Origin of the sequence: Rhodocytophaga rosea, from assembly GCF_010119975.1 — a bacterium.
Classification (GTDB): domain Bacteria; phylum Bacteroidota; class Bacteroidia; order Cytophagales; family 172606-1; genus Rhodocytophaga; species Rhodocytophaga rosea.
The window spans coordinates 6,564,300-6,587,595 of sequence record NZ_CP048222.1 but is presented as its reverse complement, the minus strand read 5'-3'; the positions used below and the strand labels follow the sequence as shown (position 1 = coordinate 6,587,595).

General features: G+C 41.8%; 13 protein-coding genes, 1 tRNA gene and 1 pseudogene. 10 read left to right on the top strand and 5 right to left on the bottom strand.

Annotated features, from left to right (window positions below):
• Positions 1-16: 16 nt before the first annotated feature.
• Together GXP67_RS27140 and GXP67_RS27135 are read right to left on the bottom strand one after the other, a co-directional pair.
• Positions 17-1,165, bottom strand: coding sequence for a DUF4932 domain-containing protein (locus GXP67_RS27140; protein WP_162446030.1), 1,149 nt, complete (start codon positions 1,163-1,165; stop codon positions 17-19).
• Positions 1,166-1,267: 102 nt separating this feature from the next.
• Complete coding sequence (locus tag GXP67_RS27135; RefSeq protein ID WP_162446029.1) at positions 1,268-2,356, bottom strand: helix-turn-helix domain-containing protein; 1,089 nt, start codon at positions 2,354-2,356, stop codon at positions 1,268-1,270.
• A 455-nt stretch (positions 2,357-2,811) separates the two neighbouring features.
• Here GXP67_RS27135 and GXP67_RS27130 point away from each other — a divergent pair, with 455 nt between their 5' ends.
• Entirely contained in the window at positions 2,812-5,037 is a 2,226-nt protein-coding gene (locus GXP67_RS27130; RefSeq protein WP_162446028.1) for a fibronectin type III domain-containing protein, read from the top strand.
• Positions 5,031-6,680 (top strand): T9SS type A sorting domain-containing protein, encoded by a 1,650-nt coding sequence (locus GXP67_RS27125; protein ID WP_162446027.1) that lies wholly within the window; start codon positions 5,031-5,033, stop codon positions 6,678-6,680. Before GXP67_RS27130 ends, GXP67_RS27125 begins: the two co-directional genes overlap by 7 nt.
• 70 nt (positions 6,681-6,750) lie before the next feature.
• Here the strand turns inward: GXP67_RS27125 and GXP67_RS27120 are convergent, their stop codons facing one another.
• The gene (locus tag GXP67_RS27120) at positions 6,751-9,633 is read right to left on the bottom strand and encodes a PVC-type heme-binding CxxCH protein (RefSeq protein WP_162446026.1); all 2,883 of its coding nucleotides are present in this window, start codon (positions 9,631-9,633) and stop codon (positions 6,751-6,753) included.
• Between the two features lie 82 nt (positions 9,634-9,715).
• A complete protein-coding gene (locus GXP67_RS27115) occupies positions 9,716-11,923 on the bottom strand; it encodes a RelA/SpoT family protein (protein ID WP_162446025.1) in 2,208 nt (735 codons plus the stop codon).
• Between the two features lie 281 nt (positions 11,924-12,204).
• Between GXP67_RS27115 and GXP67_RS27110 the strand changes: the two genes are divergently transcribed.
• The 5 genes from GXP67_RS27110 (at position 12,205) to clpX (ending at position 16,509) form a co-directional block, all read left to right on the top strand.
• A complete protein-coding gene (locus tag GXP67_RS27110) occupies positions 12,205-12,708 on the top strand; it encodes a DUF3841 domain-containing protein (RefSeq protein WP_162446024.1) in 504 nt (167 codons plus the stop codon).
• Between the two features lie 146 nt (positions 12,709-12,854).
• Positions 12,855-12,939: transfer RNA gene (locus GXP67_RS27105), tRNA-Leu, on the top strand.
• Positions 12,940-13,016: 77 nt separating this feature from the next.
• Entirely contained in the window at positions 13,017-14,357 is a 1,341-nt protein-coding gene (tig, locus tag GXP67_RS27100) for a trigger factor (protein WP_162446023.1), read from the top strand.
• A gap of 93 nt (positions 14,358-14,450) precedes the next feature.
• Positions 14,451-15,119 (top strand): ClpP family protease, encoded by a 669-nt coding sequence (locus tag GXP67_RS27095; protein ID WP_162446022.1) that lies wholly within the window; start codon positions 14,451-14,453, stop codon positions 15,117-15,119.
• A 160-nt stretch (positions 15,120-15,279) separates the two neighbouring features.
• The gene (gene clpX / locus GXP67_RS27090) at positions 15,280-16,509 is read left to right on the top strand and encodes an ATP-dependent Clp protease ATP-binding subunit ClpX (RefSeq protein ID WP_162446021.1); all 1,230 of its coding nucleotides are present in this window, start codon (positions 15,280-15,282) and stop codon (positions 16,507-16,509) included.
• A gap of 74 nt (positions 16,510-16,583) precedes the next feature.
• Here clpX and GXP67_RS27085 read toward each other — a convergent pair whose 3' ends face one another.
• The gene (locus GXP67_RS27085; RefSeq protein ID WP_162446020.1) at positions 16,584-17,657 is read right to left on the bottom strand and encodes a DUF3667 domain-containing protein; all 1,074 of its coding nucleotides are present in this window, start codon (positions 17,655-17,657) and stop codon (positions 16,584-16,586) included.
• A gap of 175 nt (positions 17,658-17,832) precedes the next feature.
• Between GXP67_RS27085 and GXP67_RS27080 the strand changes: the two genes are divergently transcribed.
• From GXP67_RS27080 to GXP67_RS27070, 3 genes and pseudogenes are all read left to right on the top strand, one after another.
• Entirely contained in the window at positions 17,833-18,906 is a 1,074-nt protein-coding gene (locus tag GXP67_RS27080) for a hypothetical protein (protein ID WP_162446019.1), read from the top strand.
• 189 nt (positions 18,907-19,095) lie between these two features.
• Positions 19,096-20,624, top strand: a pseudogene (gene guaA / locus GXP67_RS27075) (glutamine-hydrolyzing GMP synthase).
• Positions 20,625-21,912: 1,288 nt separating this feature from the next.
• A complete protein-coding gene (locus tag GXP67_RS27070; RefSeq protein ID WP_162446018.1) occupies positions 21,913-23,154 on the top strand; it encodes a hypothetical protein in 1,242 nt (413 codons plus the stop codon).
• The last annotated feature ends 142 nt before the right edge of the window (positions 23,155-23,296 follow it).

The window sequence follows — 23,296 nt, the reverse complement described above, 5'->3', positions numbered from 1 at the left end:
CTTATAAATCAGAAAATCAGTTACTCACTTTACTTTTTAGTTTCTCCATCGCCTGCCCCACGGCTTGCTGGTAAGAAATATGTTTACGGTGGTTATATGGCTCCAGTATGGTTAGAATTTCAGGCAGGTAGATAAATTTCCGGCTCTCTATATAGTGCTTTTGTAAAGCCTCAGCCGCTTTGGGATTTCCCATATTTCTGGCAATCATGATTTCGCCGGCCCGCACAAAATGCTCATTCAAACTGGTTTTCCACTGCGGATACCCTTGTCTGGTCATGTCGTTTTTGATCGGTTCGAAAAGCGTTTGGGTCTGGGTCATGAATGTATCTGGGATCTGAGCAATCACCGGGTTTACAAAGGAATGCCCGAACTCATGGGTGCTGAGTTCTATAATTTGCTGTTCGTTGCCAAAACCCATGTCCAGATTGGTTTCATCGTTGAACTGCTGTTGATCAAAAGCGCCGAATACATTAAAAATACTGGTCTTGCCCTGCCTGGTATATTTTACCCCAAATCCCATACTGGCTGGGATCGTAAGGCTGGGCACCAGGGTATAGGCATCGAACTGTTTGCCATAAAATTTCTCCATGGCCGGAATAAATTCTTTTGGAGGAAGCCTGCTTTTGACTTGTTGCAAGGCATTGTCGTACTTTTGGATGTTTTGGGTTAGATAAGCATCAAACTGTACTTCAATATACAGCTTATTCAGCGCTTCAATAAACTGTGTCACATTCTTTCTGGCATCTACCGGGTCTTTAGTCAACGAAAATTTTAGATAGTCATTTACTACTATATCTTCTCTCAAAGCTGCATTCGGAAAATTATCCAGCTGGATCAGCAGATTAATCATGTAGTCGAGCCACAAATCGTATTTTAAGGCCGCATTGATAGCTGATTTTACGTGCTCACTGTTTTCATACTTTTTATACTGCTGATACAGGTGATATCCGTAGGCGTATTGCTTGATGTGTTTTTCCCGTTTGGCAGGATCACTTTCATTTTCCAGTTCTTTGCCTTCATAGCCTACAAAATAGACAAAGCCCAGTAATTCTACATTCTTGTTATATTCCACACGAATACCTTTACTATCAGCATTGGTTTGTATGTGTGCATTCCCTGAAACGTAAAAAGAAAGCATGAAGCACCATAAGATAATTTGTTTCATAAAACTGTGTATGGTTTTTATTCCAAAACAAGTCTTTAAATCATTTCCTATCGCACCAAAACAAACTCTGGACGTCCTGAAACATGTTATTGGACTAAGTTTTTACCGCTTTACCAGCAGGTATTCGGAAGGAGACTGGCCGGTATGGGTTTTGAAAACCTGGTTAAAGGCAGATTTGGAATTAAAGCCAGATTCCAGGGCAAGCGCCAATAAGGTTTTATGTTGCTGAGCCGGGTCATTGATTTTCCGGATCACTTCTTTCACCCGGTACGTGTTGACGAAAGAGTGAAAATTAGTGGCATGATACCGGTTAATCAGATACGATACATAGCGAGATGGAACATTCAGTTCGCCTGCCAGTTCTTCCAGAGACAACTTAGACCTCATGTGCAGGGAATGCTGTTCGAAGGCGTGGGTTAACCGCTCTAATTCTACCTGGTCATTATAATTAGGGAAAAGCGGCGGCTCAGTTCCGGCCGTTTTCTTTTTCAAAAGTTTAGGCACTTCAAAAAAAGCCGGGTTAAAATAGCCTATATAACCGAGCGCAAATAAAAACAATGTTATAATCAATTCAATCAGGCTGAATACACGCATATACATCAGTACAGCCGCAATCCATAAGATAGTAAGCAGCAGTAAAAAAACGAACACGCCATAAATTTTAACCAGATGGATGACTGAGACATGAATGGCTTCCTTTTTCAACTGGCCAGATATCACCAGAAGCCTTTGGGCATAAACCGCCAGCACCACTCCCATCCAGAGGATCGGAAGAATTTCGGCAAATAAGAACCAGGCTTTAATATCTAATAAGTGTATACTGTGGCCAACGAAACGAAAGTGCAAATACCAGCCCATCTGCACAGCTATATCCACTCCGGCAGGTATATAAAAAAGAAGGTGTTTCCTGTGGAATACAAAATCAGCATAAGTAGTCATCTGCGCAAATAACCATACAGAGGGCGGCAACATCAGGTAGGATTGTAACAGCCAGAAAGGAAATACATCCGGAGAACTATGGTATTTTACCTGCATGCCCCAGGCATTGAGCAGTTCGAGGGAAATAACCAGCAAAATCAATCCTAAGAAGGTATTGGACGGATGCTGTTTTCTTACTGGCAAAAGTGCCAGACTTAATAAAATCCCTTGTCCGGATGCTAATAAATAAACAACCGCTTTCCAGTTTTCCATAGTGAAGCAATCAATTGTATAGGCACCCGCTTATGACAAGTGCAGGCGAATATTGAATGAAGAATTATTCTACAAATTACATGCGCATTTAATACATAGCAATTGAATATTGGCAGAAAACAACAGAATGATAAAACTATATCAGTCTCCGCCATAAGGGCTGAAACAGAATCATCTTCCGGCAAATTTTGCCCGAATTAATTCATTTTTCTGCCGGATGGTCTAAATGTGTTAAAAAAAAGTCTAAATGTGTTAATAGAATTGTAAATTCCAGTATAGCTTTGCTCCTGTAACACCACCTGCCCATTTAGTAAAAATCCACCTTTCGGATTCATTCTTTTAAGTATTACTTACTTCATAATTCTATTGTCTGGAGAGCCTTTATAGTTCTCTCTACAATATTGTTATTTCTCAATCCTTAGTATTACCAATCACGTCTATTAAAACTCAATTACATGTATCCATCTTTACACTCTTTGCCCTTCTCCTGGGGCAGCAGGAAACTTCGTTACACCAGCTTTCTGTTCCTGCTAATTCTTTTCACCACTACCGCACTTTTGGCTCAGGCACCTGCCAAGCAATGGGATAAAACTTTTGGAGGGAGTGCCAATGACGAAGCAAAAACAGTACTCCAGTGCAGCGACGGCGGCTTTTTGTTTGCAGGCTTTTCTCTCTCCGGTATCAGTGGAGATAAAACCGAAGTATATAGAGGAGATAAAGATGGCTGGCTGGTTAAAACCGATGCCAATGGAAACAAACTATGGGATAAGACCTTAGGCAGCAATGGGGAAGATACTTTTACTTCAGTGATCCAAACCTCAGATGGCGGCTTCCTGGTTGCAGGCTCTACTTCCTCAGATGCCTTGGGAGATGTGAGTGCGCCAAATAAAGGGGCTGGTTCTGATTACTGGGTGGTAAAAATTTCAGGTACCGGGGTAAAACAATGGGATAAGCGCTATGGCGGGAACCAAAGCGACTATATTACTTCAGCCAAACAAACCTCCGACGGGGGTTATATCCTGTCAGGATTTTCTAATTCAGGCCAGTCCGGAGATAAGAGCGAACCCAGCCGGGGAAAAGCAGATTTCTGGATTGTAAAAATCACCAGCACTGGTGTAAAACAATGGGATAAAACCTTTGGAGGAAACGGGGAAGAACAGGCGTCTTCTATTATACAGAGTTCGTTTGGAGGATATGCCGTGGCCGGATGGTCAGAGTCAGGAATTAGTGGGGAAAAGAGTGAGGCGAGCAGGGGTTTGAGAGATTACTGGCTGGTTAAATTATCTGATAGTGGTGCCAAGGAATGGGACAAAACCTTTGGAGGAAGCGGCAATGATGAATCTTCGCAACTGATTGAAACACTTTATGGGTATATGCTCAGTGGAACCTCCACGTCAGGAATATCTGTGGACAGATCAGAGCCAAACAGAGGTGCGCAGGACTTCTGGATTGTGAAAACAAATATATATGGTGACAAATGGTGGGATAAAACCTATGGCGGAAGTGGCAGTGATGGTAACAGTAGTATGGTCGAATTTTATGATGGCTACTTATTTATTGGATATTCCAATTCAGGCATTAGTGGTGACAAAACCGAATCAAGCCGTGGATTAAATGATTTCTGGGTAGTAAAATCAGATTTTGACGGCAACAAACTATGGGACAAAACCTTTGGAGGCACTAACGATGACTATGCTTATTCCTCCATTCAGGCCCAGGATGCAGGTTTGATCTTAGCCGGAATGTCTAAATCAGGTATTAGCGGCGATAAAACAACTGCCAATAAAGGTTCTGCGGATTACTGGGTTGTTAAACTAAATCCTGTCCTTCCAAAAGCACCTGCGCTGACTGCACAGGCAGTTTCCCGGACTGCAGTTGATATTAAAGCTTATGGGTCTACTAATTATGATTGTTTTTATGAAGAATATCTTCCCAAATATATTATTGAAAAAAGCTCAAATGCAAATGGGCCTTTTTCGGTGAAAGATACTTTAAGTACAACCTGTTATGAAAGCACTACCTTGTATGGAGATAATTACCTGCTTCCTAATACTACCTATTACTACCGGGTAAAAGCATTAGTAGGTAGAACGGCCTCTCCTTATTCCTCAACTGTAAGTACAAAAACCATGTCTGATGTTACCTCTCCTGTGAATGCTATGGCTGAGTGGAACAAGCGTTTCGGAGGCACACAAGATGAAACAATGCAAACTGCCTTACGCACTTCCGATGGAGGTTATCTGCTAGCCGGTAGTTCCCGTTCCGGACTGGATGCCGACAGAAGTGAAACCAGCAGAGGCGGCTTAGATTTCTGGATCGTAAAATTAGCTGCCAATGGTATCAAGCAATGGGATAAACGCTATGGAGGAACCAGCTACGATGGCCTGCATACCGCTATACAAACCTCAGATGGCGGCTTTATATTAGGAGGTACCTCTTCTTCGATAGTTGGCGGCGATAAAAGTGAAGGCAACAAAGGAGCCGGTGATTACTGGATTGTAAAAATCTCCAGCAGTGGCGTAAAAGAATGGGACAAAACCTTTGGAGGGAGTGCTTTGGATGAACTCAGGTCAGTCATACAAACTTCGGATGGGGGTTATCTGCTGGGGGCTATTCTTCATCGGGTATTGGCGGAGACAAAACAGAGGGCAGCCGGGGAGGATCAGATTTTTGGGTGGTAAAAGTGACAGCAAGTGGCGTAAAACAATGGGATAAGCGGTTTGGCGGCAGTCTGGCAGATGAACTCAGCAGTATAATTAAAACCCAGGATGGCAATTATATGATGGGAGGTACTACCCGTTCTACCCTAAGTGGCGATGTTTCTCAAGCCAGAGCTTATGAAGAAGATGAGTTTTTAGGCTATGGGGATTACTGGATAGTTAAGATCAGCAGTACCGGAGTTAAATTGTGGGACAAACGTTTTGGCGGAGAAGCAGGCGACTTACTGAAAACAGTTATTCCAACCACAGATGGTGGATATTTGCTCGGAGGAAGTTCTAAATCTAAGGGTAGTTGGACTGATAATACGGGCCTTAATTATTGCTACTGGATAATAAAGGTAAACAGTACAGGTACTCTGCAGTGGGACAAAGCCTACAAAAGTGTGGGTGATGGAAGATATTATACCGGAGAAACATTTAGCTATTTGAGTAACTTGGTACAAACGCCGGATGGAGGCTATTTAATCGGCGGAAGTTCTCAATCTGATAAAAGTACAGATAAATCTGAAGGAAGCCGTGGTATACTTTCCCCCATATATGATTATGTTTCCTGGGATTACAGAACTGATTACAGCTTTGATTACTGGGTAATTAAAGTTAATGCTACCGGAGAAAGACAGTGGGATAAAACCTTTGGTGGGTTTGGTGAAGATAACCTGGCTACTGCTTTATATAATCCGGATGGCAGTGTATTGCTGGCAGGCAATACTACTTCAGCTTTAGATGGCGATAAAACAGAGCTAAGCCGGGGAAAAGCAGATTTCTGGGTATTGAAAACCAAGCTATCCACACAACCTCCCGTTACCTGTACTGCTTCTGGCGCAATTCTCAGAGAAGTATGGAATAATATCACAGGTTCGGCCGTTAGCAGTATTCCTGTAAGCACTGCTCCAAGCACTACGAGTCAACTTACTTCTTTTGAAGCCCCTTCCAATGCTGGCACCAACTATGGGCAACGAATCAGAGGATACATCTGCGTGCCACTTACAGGAAATTATACTTTCTACATTGCAGGGGATAATAATTGCGAACTGTGGCTTTCTACTACAGACCAGCCTGTAAACAAAGTGCGAATTGCCCACATCAGTGGTGGCAGTGCTTATGCAGGTATCAGACAATGGACTAAATACACGACTCAAAAATCAGTATCTATCTCTTTACAGGCAGGGAAACGCTATTATATAGAGGCGCTGCACAAAGAAAACAGTGGTGGAGATAACTTAGCCGTAGGCTGGCAGTTACCTACAGCTACTACGATTGATCTGATACCTGTTTCCCGGCTGTCTCCTTTTGTCGTACCTAATGCACGTATGAGCGCAGAAGATACAGAAGAAAATATAATATCCTTGCAGCTCTATCCCAATCCATCGCAGGGCGAAAGAATCGGATTGGCATTGGAAAATGTAATATCAGAAACAGAAGTAGTGATAACATTATACAATGCCGTAGGCCAGGTAATTACTAAAACAGTGTATAAGGCGGATAATAATGGTTTCTTTACAAAAGAACTAGTATTTGCTAATAAGTTGGCACCAGGTGTCTATACGGTGGTCTTACAAGCAGGAAACCAACAGGTATCTAAAAAACTGATCATAGCCAGGTAAAATCATTAGTCTACAAAACAAAAGTCCGGTAACACACATGTATTGCCGGACTTTTGTTTTGTTATTTGATCTATTCTTGTGGCATACTAAGTAGGAATTGGGCAAGGTCAGCCAGGTCTTTTTCGGTAAGCCCCATGGCAAGCGGATCAGGCATCAGGCTGGTGCTGAATTGCTTGCGGCTTTCTACATCAGCGGCTTTAATTACATGTTGCTGCCCGGAAACATCCCTCAACACTACTGTTGCATCATCGGCGATCAGGAAGCCATAGAAGGAGGAACCTTTCTTTGTTTTAATCAGCCAGGGTTCATAGCCAAAAGCAAGACCGGCACTGGGGTTGATAATGGCATCCAGCAAGGCTGTTTTGTCGAATTTTTTGTGAATCTGACTCAGATCCGGACCAATTTCCCCACCGGTTTTTCCGCGTTTGTGGCAGGAAGCGCAGTTATTCTGAAATAGCAGTTTACCTTTTGTTATATCCGGCTGTAAGCTGCTGATCTGTTTAATAGATAATGTTTTAGCTGCCCCAGGTTTTGTAAAATAATCACCAGCCAATACCCGTACCGTCTGGTCGGGGTTAGAAAAAATAGCGTTGCTTATTATTTCTTTCAGATCATCCGGCAGCTTTTTCTCGGCCGCCAGGCTAATCAGCATTTGTCCGCCGGTTTTATCTTTAGCCATTTGTGCGGCTGCCTCTTCCCGGCTCGTTTTTGGTTTGGATAGGTCTACGGCTTGTGCCTGGAGTTGCATCATTTCTCTGGTAGCCAGCAGTTCATCCGGCAAGGTCTCCTCCCAGTTTACCAGATCAAGCCAGTCGTTGGATTTGCGGAATTTCACCCACCAGTATGCCTGTTCGGAAACATCGGACAGTTCACTTTTGGTTAGTTCGACCATAACTTCTGCCGAGCTTTTGTCTTTGATAAAGCCAAGCGAAACCAGCGCTTGCTTTCGCTGCTCAGGACTTAATTCAGTTGCGTTAGCCCTTTTTTTCCAGGCATCCACAGAAGCCACTGGATGTAAGCGCCACACCAGATTCGTTGTTTTCTTATCCCATTTTACCGGATCAGTATCTGCATTTTTTAGTAGTTCCGGATAATAAGCTGACTCCTGATCTTGCAGGGTAATGCCCAGTGCTTCCAGATACCAGCGGTCTTCGCCATCGTAGCCTTTCACAAGTTCTGCAACAATAGCCTGTTTTTTTTCAAGCGGAACATCCCGCAAAGCAACCGCCACTTCCCTCCTAACAGCTGCGGATACATCTGTTGCCAACGTACTTGAATAGCTAAGCATTTGCTCAGGTCGGGCTTGCCGCAAAGCCCGGAAAGCCGTAATTCGGATGTCTGCTGTAGGATGCGTTAATAACTTTTCTACTTCTTTTACACCTTTGTCTCCCAATTTCGACAGCAGCCATACAGCTCTGGCCTGGTAATATGGATTTTCGGACTCAAGAAGTTTTTTGACAGGTTTTACTGCTTTCGCTCCTTTTGCCTGAAGCATTACAAACCCGGCATTGCGCACGTTAATGGCTGGATTCTTTAGTGCATCTATTTGTCCTTTAGTAGTGCTTAGGTCTATCTTAGGTGTTTGTAAAACCTGGTTCTTAGGCGTAATTCTAAATATACGGCCATATCCTTCTTTGTCATGCATCTGGTGGCCACCCACCACCGCATCATACCAGTCGGCTACATAAATAGCTCCATCCGCACCAACAGCTACATCACTGGGACGGAACCATTTGCGCATATCGGTTACTTTGTCATTCCACACATAATTTTCAGTAGATTCTTTGAGTGAGGTGATAAAATTAGTCCGGTTAAGTTGATACCCGGCTCCCTTCGCCTCCGGCTTATAGCCAAATATCACATTACGGCCGGCATCGGCGCTGAGCAGCATTCCCCGGTATTGGGCTCCTAAGGCATCTCCTTCGTACACGGCTACTCCCGTAGGAGAACCAGCGCCACTGTTATCTCCGGCTGGAATTACCCCTGGGTCTTCCTGGTGCCAGTGTGCCGTAAAAATATCCTGTCCCGGACGTTTGTCAGCTTGCCAGAAACGGGTGCCATCGGCACTGAAGTATCCGGCGTTTCCTCCTTCCATCAGCCAGGTAACCCGGCAGGTCACCACCTGATCATCGTTGTCATTTTGCCACATATTGCCATAAGAATCAACAGCCAGTTCATAGGCATTCCTGAAATTATGTGCCAGCACCTGTAAACCTTTACCATCTTTACCCACCCGTAAGGCCAGTCCACCCACCCATGTTTTGCCATCATCACTTTTCTGGTTACCCTGATTTTTGGTATTATAAGGTGTGCCCCCAGTATAAATACTTCCGGACCGTAGGTTCCATCCTGCTTTGTCGGTCACCAGATGCGGACCGGCATTACCAGTATTGAAATACCAGTTGCCATCCGGGCCGGCAATTACGGAATGTAAGCTATGGTCATGGTCGAAGCCGCCAAAGCCGGTTAGGAATACTTCTTTTTTATCTGGCGTATCGTCGCCATTGGTATCGGTATAAATAATGAGGGAAGGCGCACAGGACACAATTACCTGATTACCGATCACAGCAATGCCCAGGGGCGCTACTAGGTCTTTATCCTGTACAAACATTTTGGATTTATCGGCTTTGCCATCCCCATCCGTATCTTCCAGAATCATTACCCGATCGCCTTGTGGATGCGATAAATGCTCAGCAGGCTTATTATTAAAATCCCGGTAGTTTACCGCTTCAGTCACCCATATTCGGCCTTTACTATCTACATCCATATTGGTCGGATTATAGAACAGGGGAGATTCTGCCCAAAGGGTAGCTTGCAGGTCATCTGGTAAAATCAATTCCAGAGAATCTGGCGGAACCGGCGCTGAAAAAGACCAGATAAGATCCGTTTTCCGGGAAAAATTTGCAGGAACAAAAGGCAGGGTTAAGAGGCTAACCAGAAACAGGTATCGCATAGGTTAGAAGGGTTTGTACCATGTTATTTCAGACATAGCTATTCCCTTCCAATATACAATAAAATCAGTAAACTATCCTATTTTAGGAATCAAAACGGGTTACATTCACAATACCTGAAACTTTGCTGAGCTTTTTCATCAGGATATCCAGGTGTTTGGTATCATGTACAAACAGCATAATGTTTCCCTCAAAAATGCCATCATTGGTATCCATTGTAATGGAACGCATATTCACTTTGAGTTCGTTGGAAATGATCTTGGTTACATCATTCACCAGCCCTACCCGATCGGTACCTGTTACCCTCAGGCCGGCCAGAAAAGCAATTTCTTTCTGAGAAGTCCATTTGGCTTTGATAATCCGGTAGCCATAATTAGACATCAGTTCAACCGCATTCGGACAACTGGTACGATGGATTTTAATCCCTTCATTTACGGTAACAAAGCCAAAAACCTCATCGCCGGGAATAGGATTGCAACATTTGGCCAGGATATAGTCAATTTTATCCATATCCTCCCCGATCAGCAGCATATCTGATTCTACCCCACGGACTTTCTTGATCTGGCTTTCAAAGGTTTTGGCATCTGATATCTCCTCCTGCTTTCCGTTGGATTTTTCCTGCCTGACTGTTTTGAACTTATTCAGTTCATGTACATCTATGAATCCTTTACCTACTTTATAGAAAAAGTCAGTAGCCGTTTTACAATTGAAATAAGCCCTAAGCTGATTGGAGGTTATATTGTTCAGGTCGAGTTTGATTTGCCGCAATTTCCGGTCTACCATGTCTTTGCCCTGGGCCGTGAGTCGTTTCTTATCCTCCCTTAAGTATTCCTTGATTTTAGCCCTGGCCTTAGAACTGACCACAAAACGCAGCCAGTCTTCACTGGGTTTTTGTTTGCTGGAGGTGAGAATTTCCACCTGGTCGCCATTGCTGAGAATATAACTGAGTGGTACTAGTTTATTATTCACCTTAGCTCCCAGACAGTGTGAGCCAATTTCGGTATGAATATCAAAGGCAAAATCTAAGGCAGTAGCGCCATGCGGCAAAATCTTCAGGTCGCCTTTTGGAGTAAATACAAATACTTCTTCATTGAAGAGATTATTCCGGAATTCATCCACAAACTCAATCGCCGAAGAGTCATCCTGCTCAAGCATTTCCCGTACGCGGCTGATCCACACTTCCAGCCCGGATTCATTTACCTGTCCGCTTTCTTTGTATTTCCAATGAGCCGCATAGCCTTTTTCCGCAATTTCATCCATACGCTCCGTACGGATCTGCACTTCTACCCACTGCCCGGTTTTACTCATCGCTGTCGTATGCAAAGATTCATAGCCATTGGCCCTGGGCGTACTGATCCAATCCCTGAGACGATCGGGATTAGGTTTGTAAAAATCGGTAACGATGGAATACACCTGCCAGCAAGCCGCTTTTTCCTGTTCCAGTTTGGTTTTAAGAATAATGCGGATGGCAAACAAGTCGTATACTTCCTCGAAAGGAATCTTTTGCTTTTTCATCTTATTCCAGATCGAATAAATGGATTTGGGCCTGCCTTTGATGACAAAGTCAAAACCGTGATCGGTTAATTCTTTCTGGAGGGGTGCAATAAAATCTTTAATGAACTTCTCTCTGGCGGCTTTAGTTTCCCGGAGTTTTTCGGCGATCTGCTTATATATATCAGCTTCGGTATACTTGAGGTACAAATCTTCCAGCTCCGATTTAATCGCATATAAACCCAGACGGTGGGCCAGAGGTGCATAGATATAAATAGTTTCAGAGGCAATCTTTAACTGCTTATTTCTGGCCATGCTTTCCAGCGTACGCATGTTGTGCAGCCTGTCGGCAATTTTGATCAGAATCACCCGCACATCATCGGAAAGGGTAAGCAGCATTTTGCGGAAATTCTCTGCCTGCTGGGAAGTGCCATACTCAAATACGCCGGATATTTTGGTAAGCCCGTCAATGATCTTTGCCACCTTGGGGCCAAAATCCCGGTCAATATCTTCAATTTCCAGTTCGGTATCTTCCACCACATCATGCAGCAGTGCCGACACAATGGAAGTAGTTCCTAAACCAATTTCTTCTACACAAATCTGGGCAACAGCCAGCGGATGGTAAATATACGGCTCACCAGACTGGCGGCGCATTTCTTTATGAGCCTCCATTGAGGTGTAAAAAGCTTTTTTTATCAGCTTGGCATCATTATCTTTTAAAAAAGGTTTGGCATGTTTGAGTAAAATTCTATATCTCCTCAGAATTTCCTTTCTTTCTAATTCGAGGTCCAGCGTTTCCATGTAAAGTCTGTCGGGATGAAAGGTTATGTGATGGCTAAAGGCCAGTTTACTTCGCTAATTATACAATGAATATGGTTAATTTAACGTAATTCCCTGCCATTTCAAAACACTTTTTATGAATAATTCATTTAAAGGTTTCTCCAAAAATTTTAAATTAACCAAAAGAATGATATGCATATTAACATTTTAAAAATTACCAGTGCCAAATACTTTGGTAAGCATAGGTGAAGATATATGGGCATTACATAATTTAACATTCTTAATCAGCTATTTATTGCCAGATGAGAACCTATTGGACCATTCAGTACAAAGAAGCCTGGGAACAGGCAAAACACAAAGGCATCTTAACCGGGAATGCCGCATGGGCCATAGAAGGGTATGAAAAGGCCTATCAATGGATGATCGGACAAATGGTAAAAAGGCTGGCTTGTGAATGGTGTTTTCCAGTGTGGGTATGGACAGAGAGGCCGGATCTGAGAAGACGCTGGGACAGTGAAAAAGGGAAAGTATTTATATTGTTACAAGCGGAAATTGAGGAAAAGAGAGTGCTCCTCTCCGACTATCATGCCTGGCATAGTGTGTTGAATAACTCTCCTCTGGAAGTATATGAAGGTGAAAAAATTGATCTGCAGGAAAGCTGGGAGCGGATATTTGATATGGAACTTCTGAGAAATACCCCTTACTTGACCTGGCCAGGTGAGCAGTATAGTATCGAATTGCAAGGTGTTACACCATTTATTCCTGTTGAGAATCTACAGGAGATCAAGACATTTGTTATCCGATAGAAAAATACAGATTCTAGAGAATAGGAAATGACGTATTCATCATTAGAATTGCTGAGGGGATTTTAAATGCTAACAAAAAAATATTTCTCTATCCTTGAAGATATATTTATTCTTCTTACATTTGCGACTCAATTTTAAAAAGTAGCGCGGGTGTGGCGAAATTGGTAGACGCACTAGACTTAGGATCTAGCGCTTCACGGCATGGGGGTTCGAGTCCCTCCACCCGCACCACAAATAGTACAAACCCGCAGGGCGCTGAGCCTTGCGGGTTTCCATTTCTACATCCATCAAACTAAAACAGTACTGCTTTGGATATTACACTTGACAAACAAACCGACACTGATGCTTCCATCCGGATTAAGTTGCAGGAAGCAGATTACCAGCCGAAAGTAGACAAAAAGCTGAAAGAATATACCCAGAAAGCCCAGATCAAAGGCTTCCGGCCCGGCAAAGTTCCGCCTTCTTTAATCAAGAAAATGTATGGCAAAGGCGTCATGGTTGATGAAATTAACCACCTGCTGATTGATGCAGTAAATAATTATATCAAAGAAAACAAGCTTTCTATCGTGGGCGAACCTTTGCCAGATACTGAGAAGGCCGAAGAAATCGACTGGGATACCCAGAAAGAATTCGAATTCAGCTATAATGTAGGTCTGGTTCCTGATTTTAGTGTAGATGTGGAGAATTTAGCTCTCTCTGCTTACCAGGTAGAACCAAACGATACCGAACTGGAAGAAATGGTAACCAGCTTAACCAGGCGATATGGAGAATATACCCATCCGGACACTACGGCTGAAGGTGATTTTGTATATGGCACCCTCAAACAAGTAGATGGCAGTATCAATAAAGAAAATGCATTCCTTTCGCTGAGCAGCCTTAAAAAAGAAGCATTGCCCCAGTTTACCGGTGTAGCCAAAGATCAGGCTATCACTTTTGACATTCAGAATGTATTTGAGAATGACGAAACCATCCGCCTGTTCACCGGCACCACTCCTGAAGAAGCCGCTGCCCTGACCGGAAATTTTGAATTCACTGTTACTGAAATCGACCGCAGCGAACCTGCTGAATTAAACCAGGAATTCTTCGATAAAGTATTGGGTAAAGATGCCGTGCAAAACGAAGAAGAATTCAAAGCAAAACTGCGTACACTCTTACAGGAAAATTATAACCAGCAAACCGGAAATCTGCTCACCACTCAGATCAAAGATCAACTGCTGGCAAATACAGATATTACACTACCGGACGATTTTCTGAAAAGATGGCTGAAAGCTACCAATGATAAAGTAACGGAAGAAGTGCTTGCCAAAGAATATGACCTGTATGTGAAGGATCTGAAGTGGAGCCTGATTAAAAATAAGATTGCAGAAACTAATGAAATTAAGGTAGAACATGAGGAAGTGTTAAATAAAACCAAAGACCTTATTAAACAGCAGTTTGGCAGTATGGGAATGGGCGAGCAGGCAGATGACATGCTGAATACCTATGCCAACAACTTCCTGCAAGCTGAAAAAGGCAAAAACTATATGAATATTTTCGAGCAGGCTTTCAATGATAAAGTAGTAGAACTGGTAAAAACCAAAGCTACCGTTGCCAGCCAGACGGTTTCTCCCGACGAGTTCAAAAAGATTACAAAAGACGGAGTTGAATAATACTTTTCAGAATTTTTAAATGAAATGTTTTTAAAAAGTCCTTTTAACAAAGGGCTTTTTTTTTAGTTTTGTACATATTAAATATACTTATCTATGATGAACAAAGATGAATTCAGAAAATATGCCGTAAAAGGGCAGAACATAAATGGCTCTAATGTAGACCAATACATCCAGCGTGTGGAAAACATGACCCGTTCTGTAATTGAAGAAAGACCTACCAACTTCCGGGAGATTGATGTTTTTTCCAGATTGATGATGGACCGGATCATTTTCCTGGGAATGGGTGTAGACGACAACATTGCTAACATTATTACCGCACAATTGCTGTTCCTGGAGAGTGTAGATGCTAAAAAAGACATTCTGTTATACATCAATAGTCCCGGTGGCAGTGTATATGCTGGTCTGGGCATTTACGATACCATGCAGTATATCAAGCCGGATGTAGCCACTATTTGTACGGGTCTGGCTGCTTCTATGGGGGCTGTATTGTTGTGTGGCGGAGCCGCAGGCAAACGTTCGGCACTGGTACATGCCAGGGTAATGATTCACCAGCCTTCAGGTGGGGCACAAGGCCAGTCTTCTGATATTGAGATTACAGCCAAGCAGATTTTAATTCTGAAAAAAGAATTATATGATATTATTTCCCACCATAGTGGCAAGCCTTTTGAGCAGGTAGAAAAAGATTCTGACCGGGATTACTGGATGAAAGCCGAAGAAGCAAAAGCTTATGGATTAATTGATGAAGTGCTGGTAAGAAACTAATTCCGTGTCATAATTTGTTGCTTGTGCGGATATGCTTTTCTACGTCTGGAAGCATATCTGTTTAATAAGAAATACTTATAATTTTTATTTTTACATATACCGGAGTGCCAGATATATACCTTGCACTCCGGTATATACAACAATTAATCTACTCAAGCTCATGGCTCAAACCAACTGTTCGTTTTGCGGCAGAAGCAAAAAAGAAGTTACCCTCATGCTTTCCGGCATAAACGCACATATCTGCGACCGATGCATTATGCAAGGCCATCAGATTCTTTTAGAAGAAACCAGACCCAAAGATAAAACTTCCCCTGCCAGCTTTAATCTGATGAAACCCATTGAAATGAAAAATTTTATGGAGCAATTCGTAGTTGGGCAGGATGAAGCGAAAAAAATAATGGCCGTAGCCGTATACAATCATTACAAACGGTTGATGCAGGCCCGCTCGGATGACGATGTAACTATTGAAAAATCAAATATTATTATGGTGGGCGAAACCGGAACGGGTAAAACCTATCTGGCCCGTACCATGGCTAAAATTCTGCAAGTTCCTTTCTGTATTGCCGATGCTACTGTAATTACTGAAGCCGGATATGTAGGCGAAGATGTAGAAACCATATTAACCAGACTACTTCAGGCGGCTGATTATGATGTGGAGAAAGCTGAAAAGGGCATTGTATATATTGATGAAATTGATAAGATCGCCCGTAAATCTGATAACCCAAGTATTACCCGGGATGTAAGTGGCGAAGGTGTACAGCAGGCTTTACTAAAATTACTCGAAGGAACGATTGTAAATGTTCCCCCACAAGGCGGCCGCAAACATCCTGACCAGAAAATGATTGCCGTTAATACAGAAAATATCCTGTTTATCTGCGGAGGTGCTTTCGATGGCATTCACCGGCACATTGCCAAACGGGTAAATACCCGTCCGATAGGCTTTGCCGACAAAACCAAATACGACTTTTCGCAAGACAGCGATAATCTGCTTAAATATATCACCGCCCAGGATCTGAAATCCTTCGGCCTGATTCCCGAACTTATCGGACGTTTACCAGTACTGACTTACCTGGAACCCTTAAGCCGGGATACCTTGCGTTTGATTCTGACCGAGCCTAAGAATGCCATTACCAAGCAGTACAAAAAACTATTCCAGATGGAAGGCATACAACTTGATTTTGATAAGGATGCCCTTGAATATATTGTAGACCAGTCGATGGTGTTCAAGCTGGGTGCCCGTGGTTTGCGGTCCATCTGCGAAGCCATCATGACCAACATTATGTTTGAGTTGCCTTCCAGAACAGATATTAAAGAATATACGATTACGCTGGATTACGCCAGGTCTGAATTTGAAAAATCTAAATTCAGCAAACTGAAAGCCGTAGCGTAACAGTAAGCATACCCATTAAAAAGCCCGTAAATTGTAATTTACGGGCTTTTTAATGGGTACTGGTCGGTATAATGCTAGAACAGCAGCAAGCTTAAAATGATAGTAATCACCATAAATACACTAAAGCTAAACGCATAACTGATGAAGAGAATAAACATTTTGAGCAGGGTTTTAAACCAGCCCTGATGATATACGCTTCTGAAAGAAAGCAGAAAATACACAAACACTAAAATACCGGACAGCGTAAAAATCAACCCGTTTGGCCAGAAGTAATCTATTAATAAGGCTACCGATAATATAAAAAACAAAAATGTGTGGATGTGCAGGGTAAAAATAATATGCTCAATATATAATCTTTTGGTGCGGATATAAAATAATTTCAAAATCAGCGCAAAAAAAGGGAGGAGTAAAAACATCATCAGCGAAGCTTTACTGATGAGATAGTTTACAATCGTATTTCCTTTTTCATTGGCAAGTTTTATTCCCTGTTTGGCAAGCAGTAGATTAAGCCAGCTTTTTTCCTGATCTAACGAATCCAGTATCTGCTCAGGCGTAATACCGGGCGTTTTTACCAATTTATCTAGATTCACATCCTTTTCTCCCGAACGAATAACCGCGCCGGTATCTGTTTTTTCAGGTACAACTACCTGACTTTTTGGAAGATTTTTTACTATTGAGTCTGCTATGTGCTTTTCCTCCCCAGACAATGCTTCACTTTCCAGTAATCCCGTACTGATTTCGTTTCCGATTTCCCGGTTCAGAGAATCGGCAGAAGGTACCTTTACATCGCCGCCAAACCTGAAAGCAGGCTCATTCACATTGATCTGGCTGGAAACAACTATAGAAAAAATCAGGAAATAGAAAAAGCTCACAATAAAGTAGAGCCGCAAGGGATGCATGTATTTTATCCGTTTTCCGGCAATAAATTCATTGGTAAGCAAACCAGGTTTAAACAGAAAAGGGATAATGGTTCTGCCCAGCCTGGAATCATAGGCGATGTAATTGTTCACTACTTCAGCAGCTAAAGTCGTGAAAGAAACCAGTTTGTCTGAGTTTTCCTGTCCGCAATTGGGGCAATAACTATAATTCTCCAGCAAAGGATAATGGCAATTCTGGCAATTTGATTTCTTTCTCCGGGCAAGAAGCATGTGTATAGCACGAACATACGTTCACATCCTAATATTACACATAAAAATCACCGGGGGCAAATCACCTGGTTTTGTTATTTACTCAATACAAATACAGCAATAGGCTTCAAAATTTTATAAAAAGATAGCCGGGTAATGTTTTCAAATATTTCCATCAGAGCAGCGAATCAGATGTATGTACCTTGTAACAGATGAACTATTGAAAATTTCTCTAAAAACAGCGTTTACCGTGAAAAAGAAATTACTCTATTGGCTACTGACAGGCACTATATTTCTGCAATATTCGCCTGTAATGGCTCAGAACAGCACTACCACTAGCAAAAGCGATATAGAATATGATGCCATTTACGACGATCCGTATGATATAAACAAATTATGGCTGCATTTTTACCCGATGTATGCCGATGGTTTTGTAACCAATTTTAATGTAGGATATGGCGGTCAAGCGAATTATTACCTGAAAGATAAGTTTGATTTCAGGCTGCATATAAGGAAAACATACACGAAAGGCTCCGACTTTTCCAGGATAAACGGTGACAAAAACAGTACCGTAGATAATTCTCTGAATGTATATAAGCATTTTGAAGGAGGTGCTACGTATCATATTATCGATAAAGGAGATGCCGGAGAATCTAAAATTGTGGTGTATACCAAACGGTACAAAGCCAATAAGTGGGCTTCTACTGTTCCAGAGCACATTGCAGTGCCTTCTAAAGTCAGAAAAATTGCAGGCGTAAGAGCCGGAGGTTTTTACTGGGCAAGTGCAACCAATCTCAATGAAGTATTAAACAAACAGAAAGTGTATTTGCTGGATACACAAGGCGATACCTTATCTAATTCCGAAAAAATATATGGCAATGTGCGCTCAGCAGGCATATATCTGGGTGGTTCGATCAGCCGCATCCGGAATGTGATCGTTAAGCCAAAAAAATACGATGTAGCTGTAAATGATGTAATTTTCACCGCCTATGGCGATATACTTTTTGCACCTATGCTACAGGTAGAAGATATTATGCAAAACCGGTTGACATACAGTGCTTCTCCGATTAAGACCAGGAAAATAGGAATCAGGGCAGGTTTTGAAGGCATGTATAACCGGGAATTCTCCTGGTCGTATGGCGCAGAAATCGGATATAAGCCTTCTATTCAAACCCGTGGATTTTATGCCATGGTAAAAGTAGGTTTCGCTTTTGCCTCCCGCCTGCAACAACAGCGGCAATCGTATCAGGTTGAAAAAGCTGAAAAGTAATAGACATAGTTCATAGGCAGCAATCTATAATCCACAGAAACTAATTCATTTTTAAGTACAAGAGCGGAAAAAATTTTCCGCTTTTTTATTTATAGGCTGCTATCGTTTTCGAAACTGCCTGAAGCCACCATTTTAACCAATTAATTGCCAGGATTTTTCTACACACAAAAATCCGATTACCTTTGCGGCATGACAGAAAAAATCATCATCCTAGACTTTGGTTCCCAGTATACACAGTTGATAGCCCGTCGGGTACGAGAGTTAAATGTATATTGCGAAATCCATCCTTTTAATCATATTCCACCTGTAGATGAATCTGTAAAGGGAGTTATACTTTCTGGCAGCCCTTGTTCCGTACGCGATAAACATTCCCCCGGCCAGAACTTGGTCCACTCACTAGCAAAGTACCGGTATTAGGTGTTTGTTATGGTGCTCAGTTAATGGCTTTTCAAAATGGAGGTGAAGTACTACCTTCCAGCAGCCGCGAATATGGACGTGCCCGCTTACAGTATATTCAAAACGAAAGTCCTTTGTTGCGGGGCTTAAGCATTTTCACGCAGGTATGGATGTCACATGCCGATACCATTACAACGCTGCCTGAAGCATATGAAATTATTGCCAGTACAGATACAGTGAAGGTGGCTGCATTCCAGATTCCTGGGCAATCGACCTATGGTATTCAGTTTCATCCGGAAGTTACCCATACGCTGGAAGGAAAAGTATTGCTGAAAAATTTTGTCGTAGATATTTGTAAATGCTCGCAGAACTGGACGCCTGCTACCTTTATTGAAAGTACCATTGCAGAATTGCGTAAAAAATTAGGCAACGACCGGGTAGTATTGGGGCTTTCCGGTGGGGTAGATTCCAGTGTGGCGGCTATGCTTATTCACGAGGCAATTGGCGAAAATCTGTATTGCATTTTTGTAGACAGCGGTTTGCTCAGAAAGAATGAATTTGATGATGTACTGCATTCTTATAAAGACCTAGGGCTGAATGTAAGAGGAGTAAATGCTAAAAGCCGTTTTTATGAAGCATTAGCCGGTATTACCGATCCGGAATTGAAACGTAAAGCCATTGGTAAAACATTTATACAGGTGTTCGATGCGGAAGCCCATAAAATACAAGGTGTGAAATGGCTTGCGCAAGGCACCATTTACCCGGATGTAATTGAATCGGTATCAGTAAAAGGGCCTTCTGTTACGATTAAATCGCACCACAATGTAGGTGGGCTGCCTGAGAAAATGCAGCTAAAAGTGGTAGAACCGCTCAATACTTTATTCAAAGATGAAGTTCGTCTGGTAGGAAAAACACTGGCTATCCCAGATAACATCATCAGCCGCCATCCTTTTCCAGGGCCAGGTCTGGCTATACGTATACTGGGAGATTTAACAGCTGAAAAAGTACAAATTTTGCAGGCCGTAGATGATATATTTATTTCTTCTCTGAAAAAAAGAGGATTTTATCATGAAGTATGGCAGGCCGGCGCTATCCTGTTACCAGTGCAATCGGTAGGTGTAATGGGCGATGAACGTACCTATGAGAATGTAGTAGCACTCCGGGCGGTTACCAGTGTAGATGGCATGACTGCCGACTGGGCGCATTTACCCCATGAGTTTTTGGCTGAAGTTTCCAACGATATTATTAACAAAGTGAAAGGGGTAAACCGGGTAGTATATGACATTAGTTCCAAGCCACCAGCCACCATTGAGTGGGAATGATGAGTATATATGTATATCTTTAAATTCTATGACTGCATTTGTGGGAAAGTGGGTTTTACGCTAAGTAGAGCCCATTTTTTGTTTTTTATGCGGAAGCATTTATGCATTTATTAACCTGTACCTGAACTTGATTTATCCTAGGAATACACAATCTAAACTTCTTACAGATAAAAAACGGATGATGGAAAGATCTCGGTTTCCCTACAGTTCCTATATTTAGAGATTATAAGTTTATTTATTTTACAAAAGTATAATGTGAGGTTATACACTGAGATGCAGAAAACATAAATTCAAATGTTCTTTTCCCGACTATCAGTATTAAAATGCCTACCTGGATAGCCCGGAGGAGAAAGTAAAGAAGTCTTATCGGGAGTATCTTAATAAAGGTATCCTGCCCACGCCTGCCATGTTAAAAGTAATAAGTTACCAGCAGTAGCCACACCTAAAGAAGTTTTCATGAAATTTGGGCCATTTCCTAAAAGAAGCGGCTAAAAGCCCGGCAGACTTCCAGGATGGCAAATTACAAAACACTCAGCGCCTGGTTTTTAAAAGTTCCGGAACTCTCCACTGGATTTAGAAAAACATTGCGCTTGAAGTCAATTAGCATTTTGTTGATTTTCTGGGTTATGAAACGATCATTCTACAATAATAGTGGATACTACTATCAGTGGACTTAAAGTATTTTTGAAATAATGTATTTGAGGAAATGCCATTTATCACATGGCATCCGGTTTCCCCACTCTAGCGCTGTCCTAAATTTGAGAGGGCCTCAGTTATTTTAATGACTTTATTTAATTACCATCTTTGTTGTGTAAACTCTCCTAAAAAGTCTCTATATCATACACCGATAATTCCGGCAACGCTTGCATAAATATATTATTTATTTTAACTTTGAAATGCAAAGTACTTTTTATAACATTATACATTTTAATAAAGCTGATATACTTTCTATAATGAATGGTTCTTTAAAAATCTGTCACTTTTATGGATTGTCCGGAGTGGTTTGCATAAAGAATTTGAAAAACAAGATCAGCTTGGCAATATGTATGTCGGCGCTGGTGATAACGATAGGCTCGATTTTAATACAATGAAGGAAGCAATGTTCGGATGCAACAGATGGCAGTCAGGTTAAGCCATCTAATTGCATTAAAAAACAGATTACATGCAACCTGAATATTCTCTTACCTCCTGTGTTCAGATTAGTAACACGGATGTAGTTAGAAATTATACTTAAAATCAATAGATCTTAAATATTAGCAAAATAAATGCTATTTAATTACACTGTTTTATGAAAGAAGAAATTCTATCAAATCTCGACAATCCCGGTCAGCTTGAAAGGTTGTATCGAACAGATAAACCAACTTTTAAGCGCACCTTTAAAGCTTTGTATCCTGAGCTTAATAACAATACCCTTGTTAGCTTTTGGTATGAACGGCTAAATTACACCAGCGAAGAAATTTCCTGGGGTACCCGCAACGACCTGGTATTTATAATCATTGTTTCGCTAATGGCAGGTCTTATCGCAAAACTGCCGGCATTTTTTGGTATTGCCGAAGATTTTTTTTATCCCAGAAATATCGGTTTTATTATTTTCCCGGCACTATCAGCTTACTTTGCCTGGAAGAACCAATTATCAATAAGTAAAATCGCTTTCATAATGGGTCTAACCCTCATTGGTCTGCTATTTATCAATTTCCTCCCGGCTAATCAGAATAGTGATACTTTAATTTTATCTTGTATTCATTTAGTCTTATTTCTATGGTCGGTCTTAGGATTTGCTTTTGTTGGTGATGTAAAAAACAGCGAGGAGAAGCGTCTTGGCTTTTTAAAGTATAACGGGGATCTGGTGGTTATGACCACTCTTATCGGGATAGCGGGCGGAATTATGACCGGCGTAACGATTGGTCTTTTCTCGCTGATTGGCTTTCATATTGAAAAGTTTTATTTCGAAAATATTGTCGTTTTCGGTCTTCCTGCAGCACCCATTGTTGGTACCTATCTTACCCAGACTAATCCACAGTTAGTGGGTAAAGTTTCGCCGGTAATTGCCAGAATCTTCAGCCCACTGGTAGTAGTAATGCTCATCATTTATCTCATAGCCATCGTTTATTCGGGAAAAGACCCCTATAATGACCGGGAGTTTTTACTGATTTTTAATGCCTTATTAATTGGTGTGATGGCTATCATTTTCTTTTCTGTTGCCGGAACATCCAAGACGAAAAGCCGTGCAGAAATCTGGGTACTTTTTCTACTATCTGTTGTAACTATAACTGTGAATGGTATTGCACTGTCTGCAATCTTGTTCCGGATTTCAGAGTGGGGAATTACACCCAATAGAGCTGCGGTTCTTGGTGGCAATGTGTTAATTTTAATAAACCTTTTGTTGGTAACAATACAACTTTTCAGGATACCTTCTAGGAAAGGTGACATAACTGATGTCGGAAGAGCCATTGCCTTCTACCTGCCTGTTTACTTCCTATGGACAATTATCGTGACATTTCTATTTCCATTTTTATTCGGATTTAAATAAAGAAACAGAGCTATAAGAAAGGGTATTCGCTTTTTTTGGCATTCATTACCGATGCCAGAGGACAGTAGAATTAGCCTATCTTTTTACATAATTACTTTGAATTTCAAAGTTCTTTCAATCAAAACAAATAAAGTTCATAACA

Bases quoted from the DNA above. Each gene is read 5' to 3' on its own strand.
- GXP67_RS27140 (WP_162446030.1), bottom strand. From the start codon at position 1,165: ATGAAACAAATTATCTTATGGTGCTTCATGCTTTCTTTTTACGTTTCA.
- GXP67_RS27135 (WP_162446029.1), bottom strand. From the start codon at position 2,356: ATGGAAAACTGGAAAGCGGTTGTTTATTTATTAGCATCCGGACAAGGG.
- GXP67_RS27130 (WP_162446028.1), top strand. From the start codon at position 2,812: ATGTATCCATCTTTACACTCTTTGCCCTTCTCCTGGGGCAGCAGGAAA.
- GXP67_RS27120 (WP_162446026.1), bottom strand. From the start codon at position 9,633: ATGCGATACCTGTTTCTGGTTAGCCTCTTAACCCTGCCTTTTGTTCCT.
- GXP67_RS27115 (WP_162446025.1), bottom strand. From the start codon at position 11,923: ATGGAAACGCTGGACCTCGAATTAGAAAGAAAGGAAATTCTGAGGAGA.
- GXP67_RS27110 (WP_162446024.1), top strand. From the start codon at position 12,205: ATGAGAACCTATTGGACCATTCAGTACAAAGAAGCCTGGGAACAGGCA.
- GXP67_RS27095 (WP_162446022.1), top strand. From the start codon at position 14,451: ATGATGAACAAAGATGAATTCAGAAAATATGCCGTAAAAGGGCAGAAC.
- clpX (WP_162446021.1), top strand. From the start codon at position 15,280: ATGGCTCAAACCAACTGTTCGTTTTGCGGCAGAAGCAAAAAAGAAGTT.
- GXP67_RS27085 (WP_162446020.1), bottom strand. From the start codon at position 17,657: ATGCTTCTTGCCCGGAGAAAGAAATCAAATTGCCAGAATTGCCATTAT.
- GXP67_RS27080 (WP_162446019.1), top strand. From the start codon at position 17,833: ATGTACCTTGTAACAGATGAACTATTGAAAATTTCTCTAAAAACAGCG.
- GXP67_RS27070 (WP_162446018.1), top strand. From the start codon at position 21,913: ATGAAAGAAGAAATTCTATCAAATCTCGACAATCCCGGTCAGCTTGAA.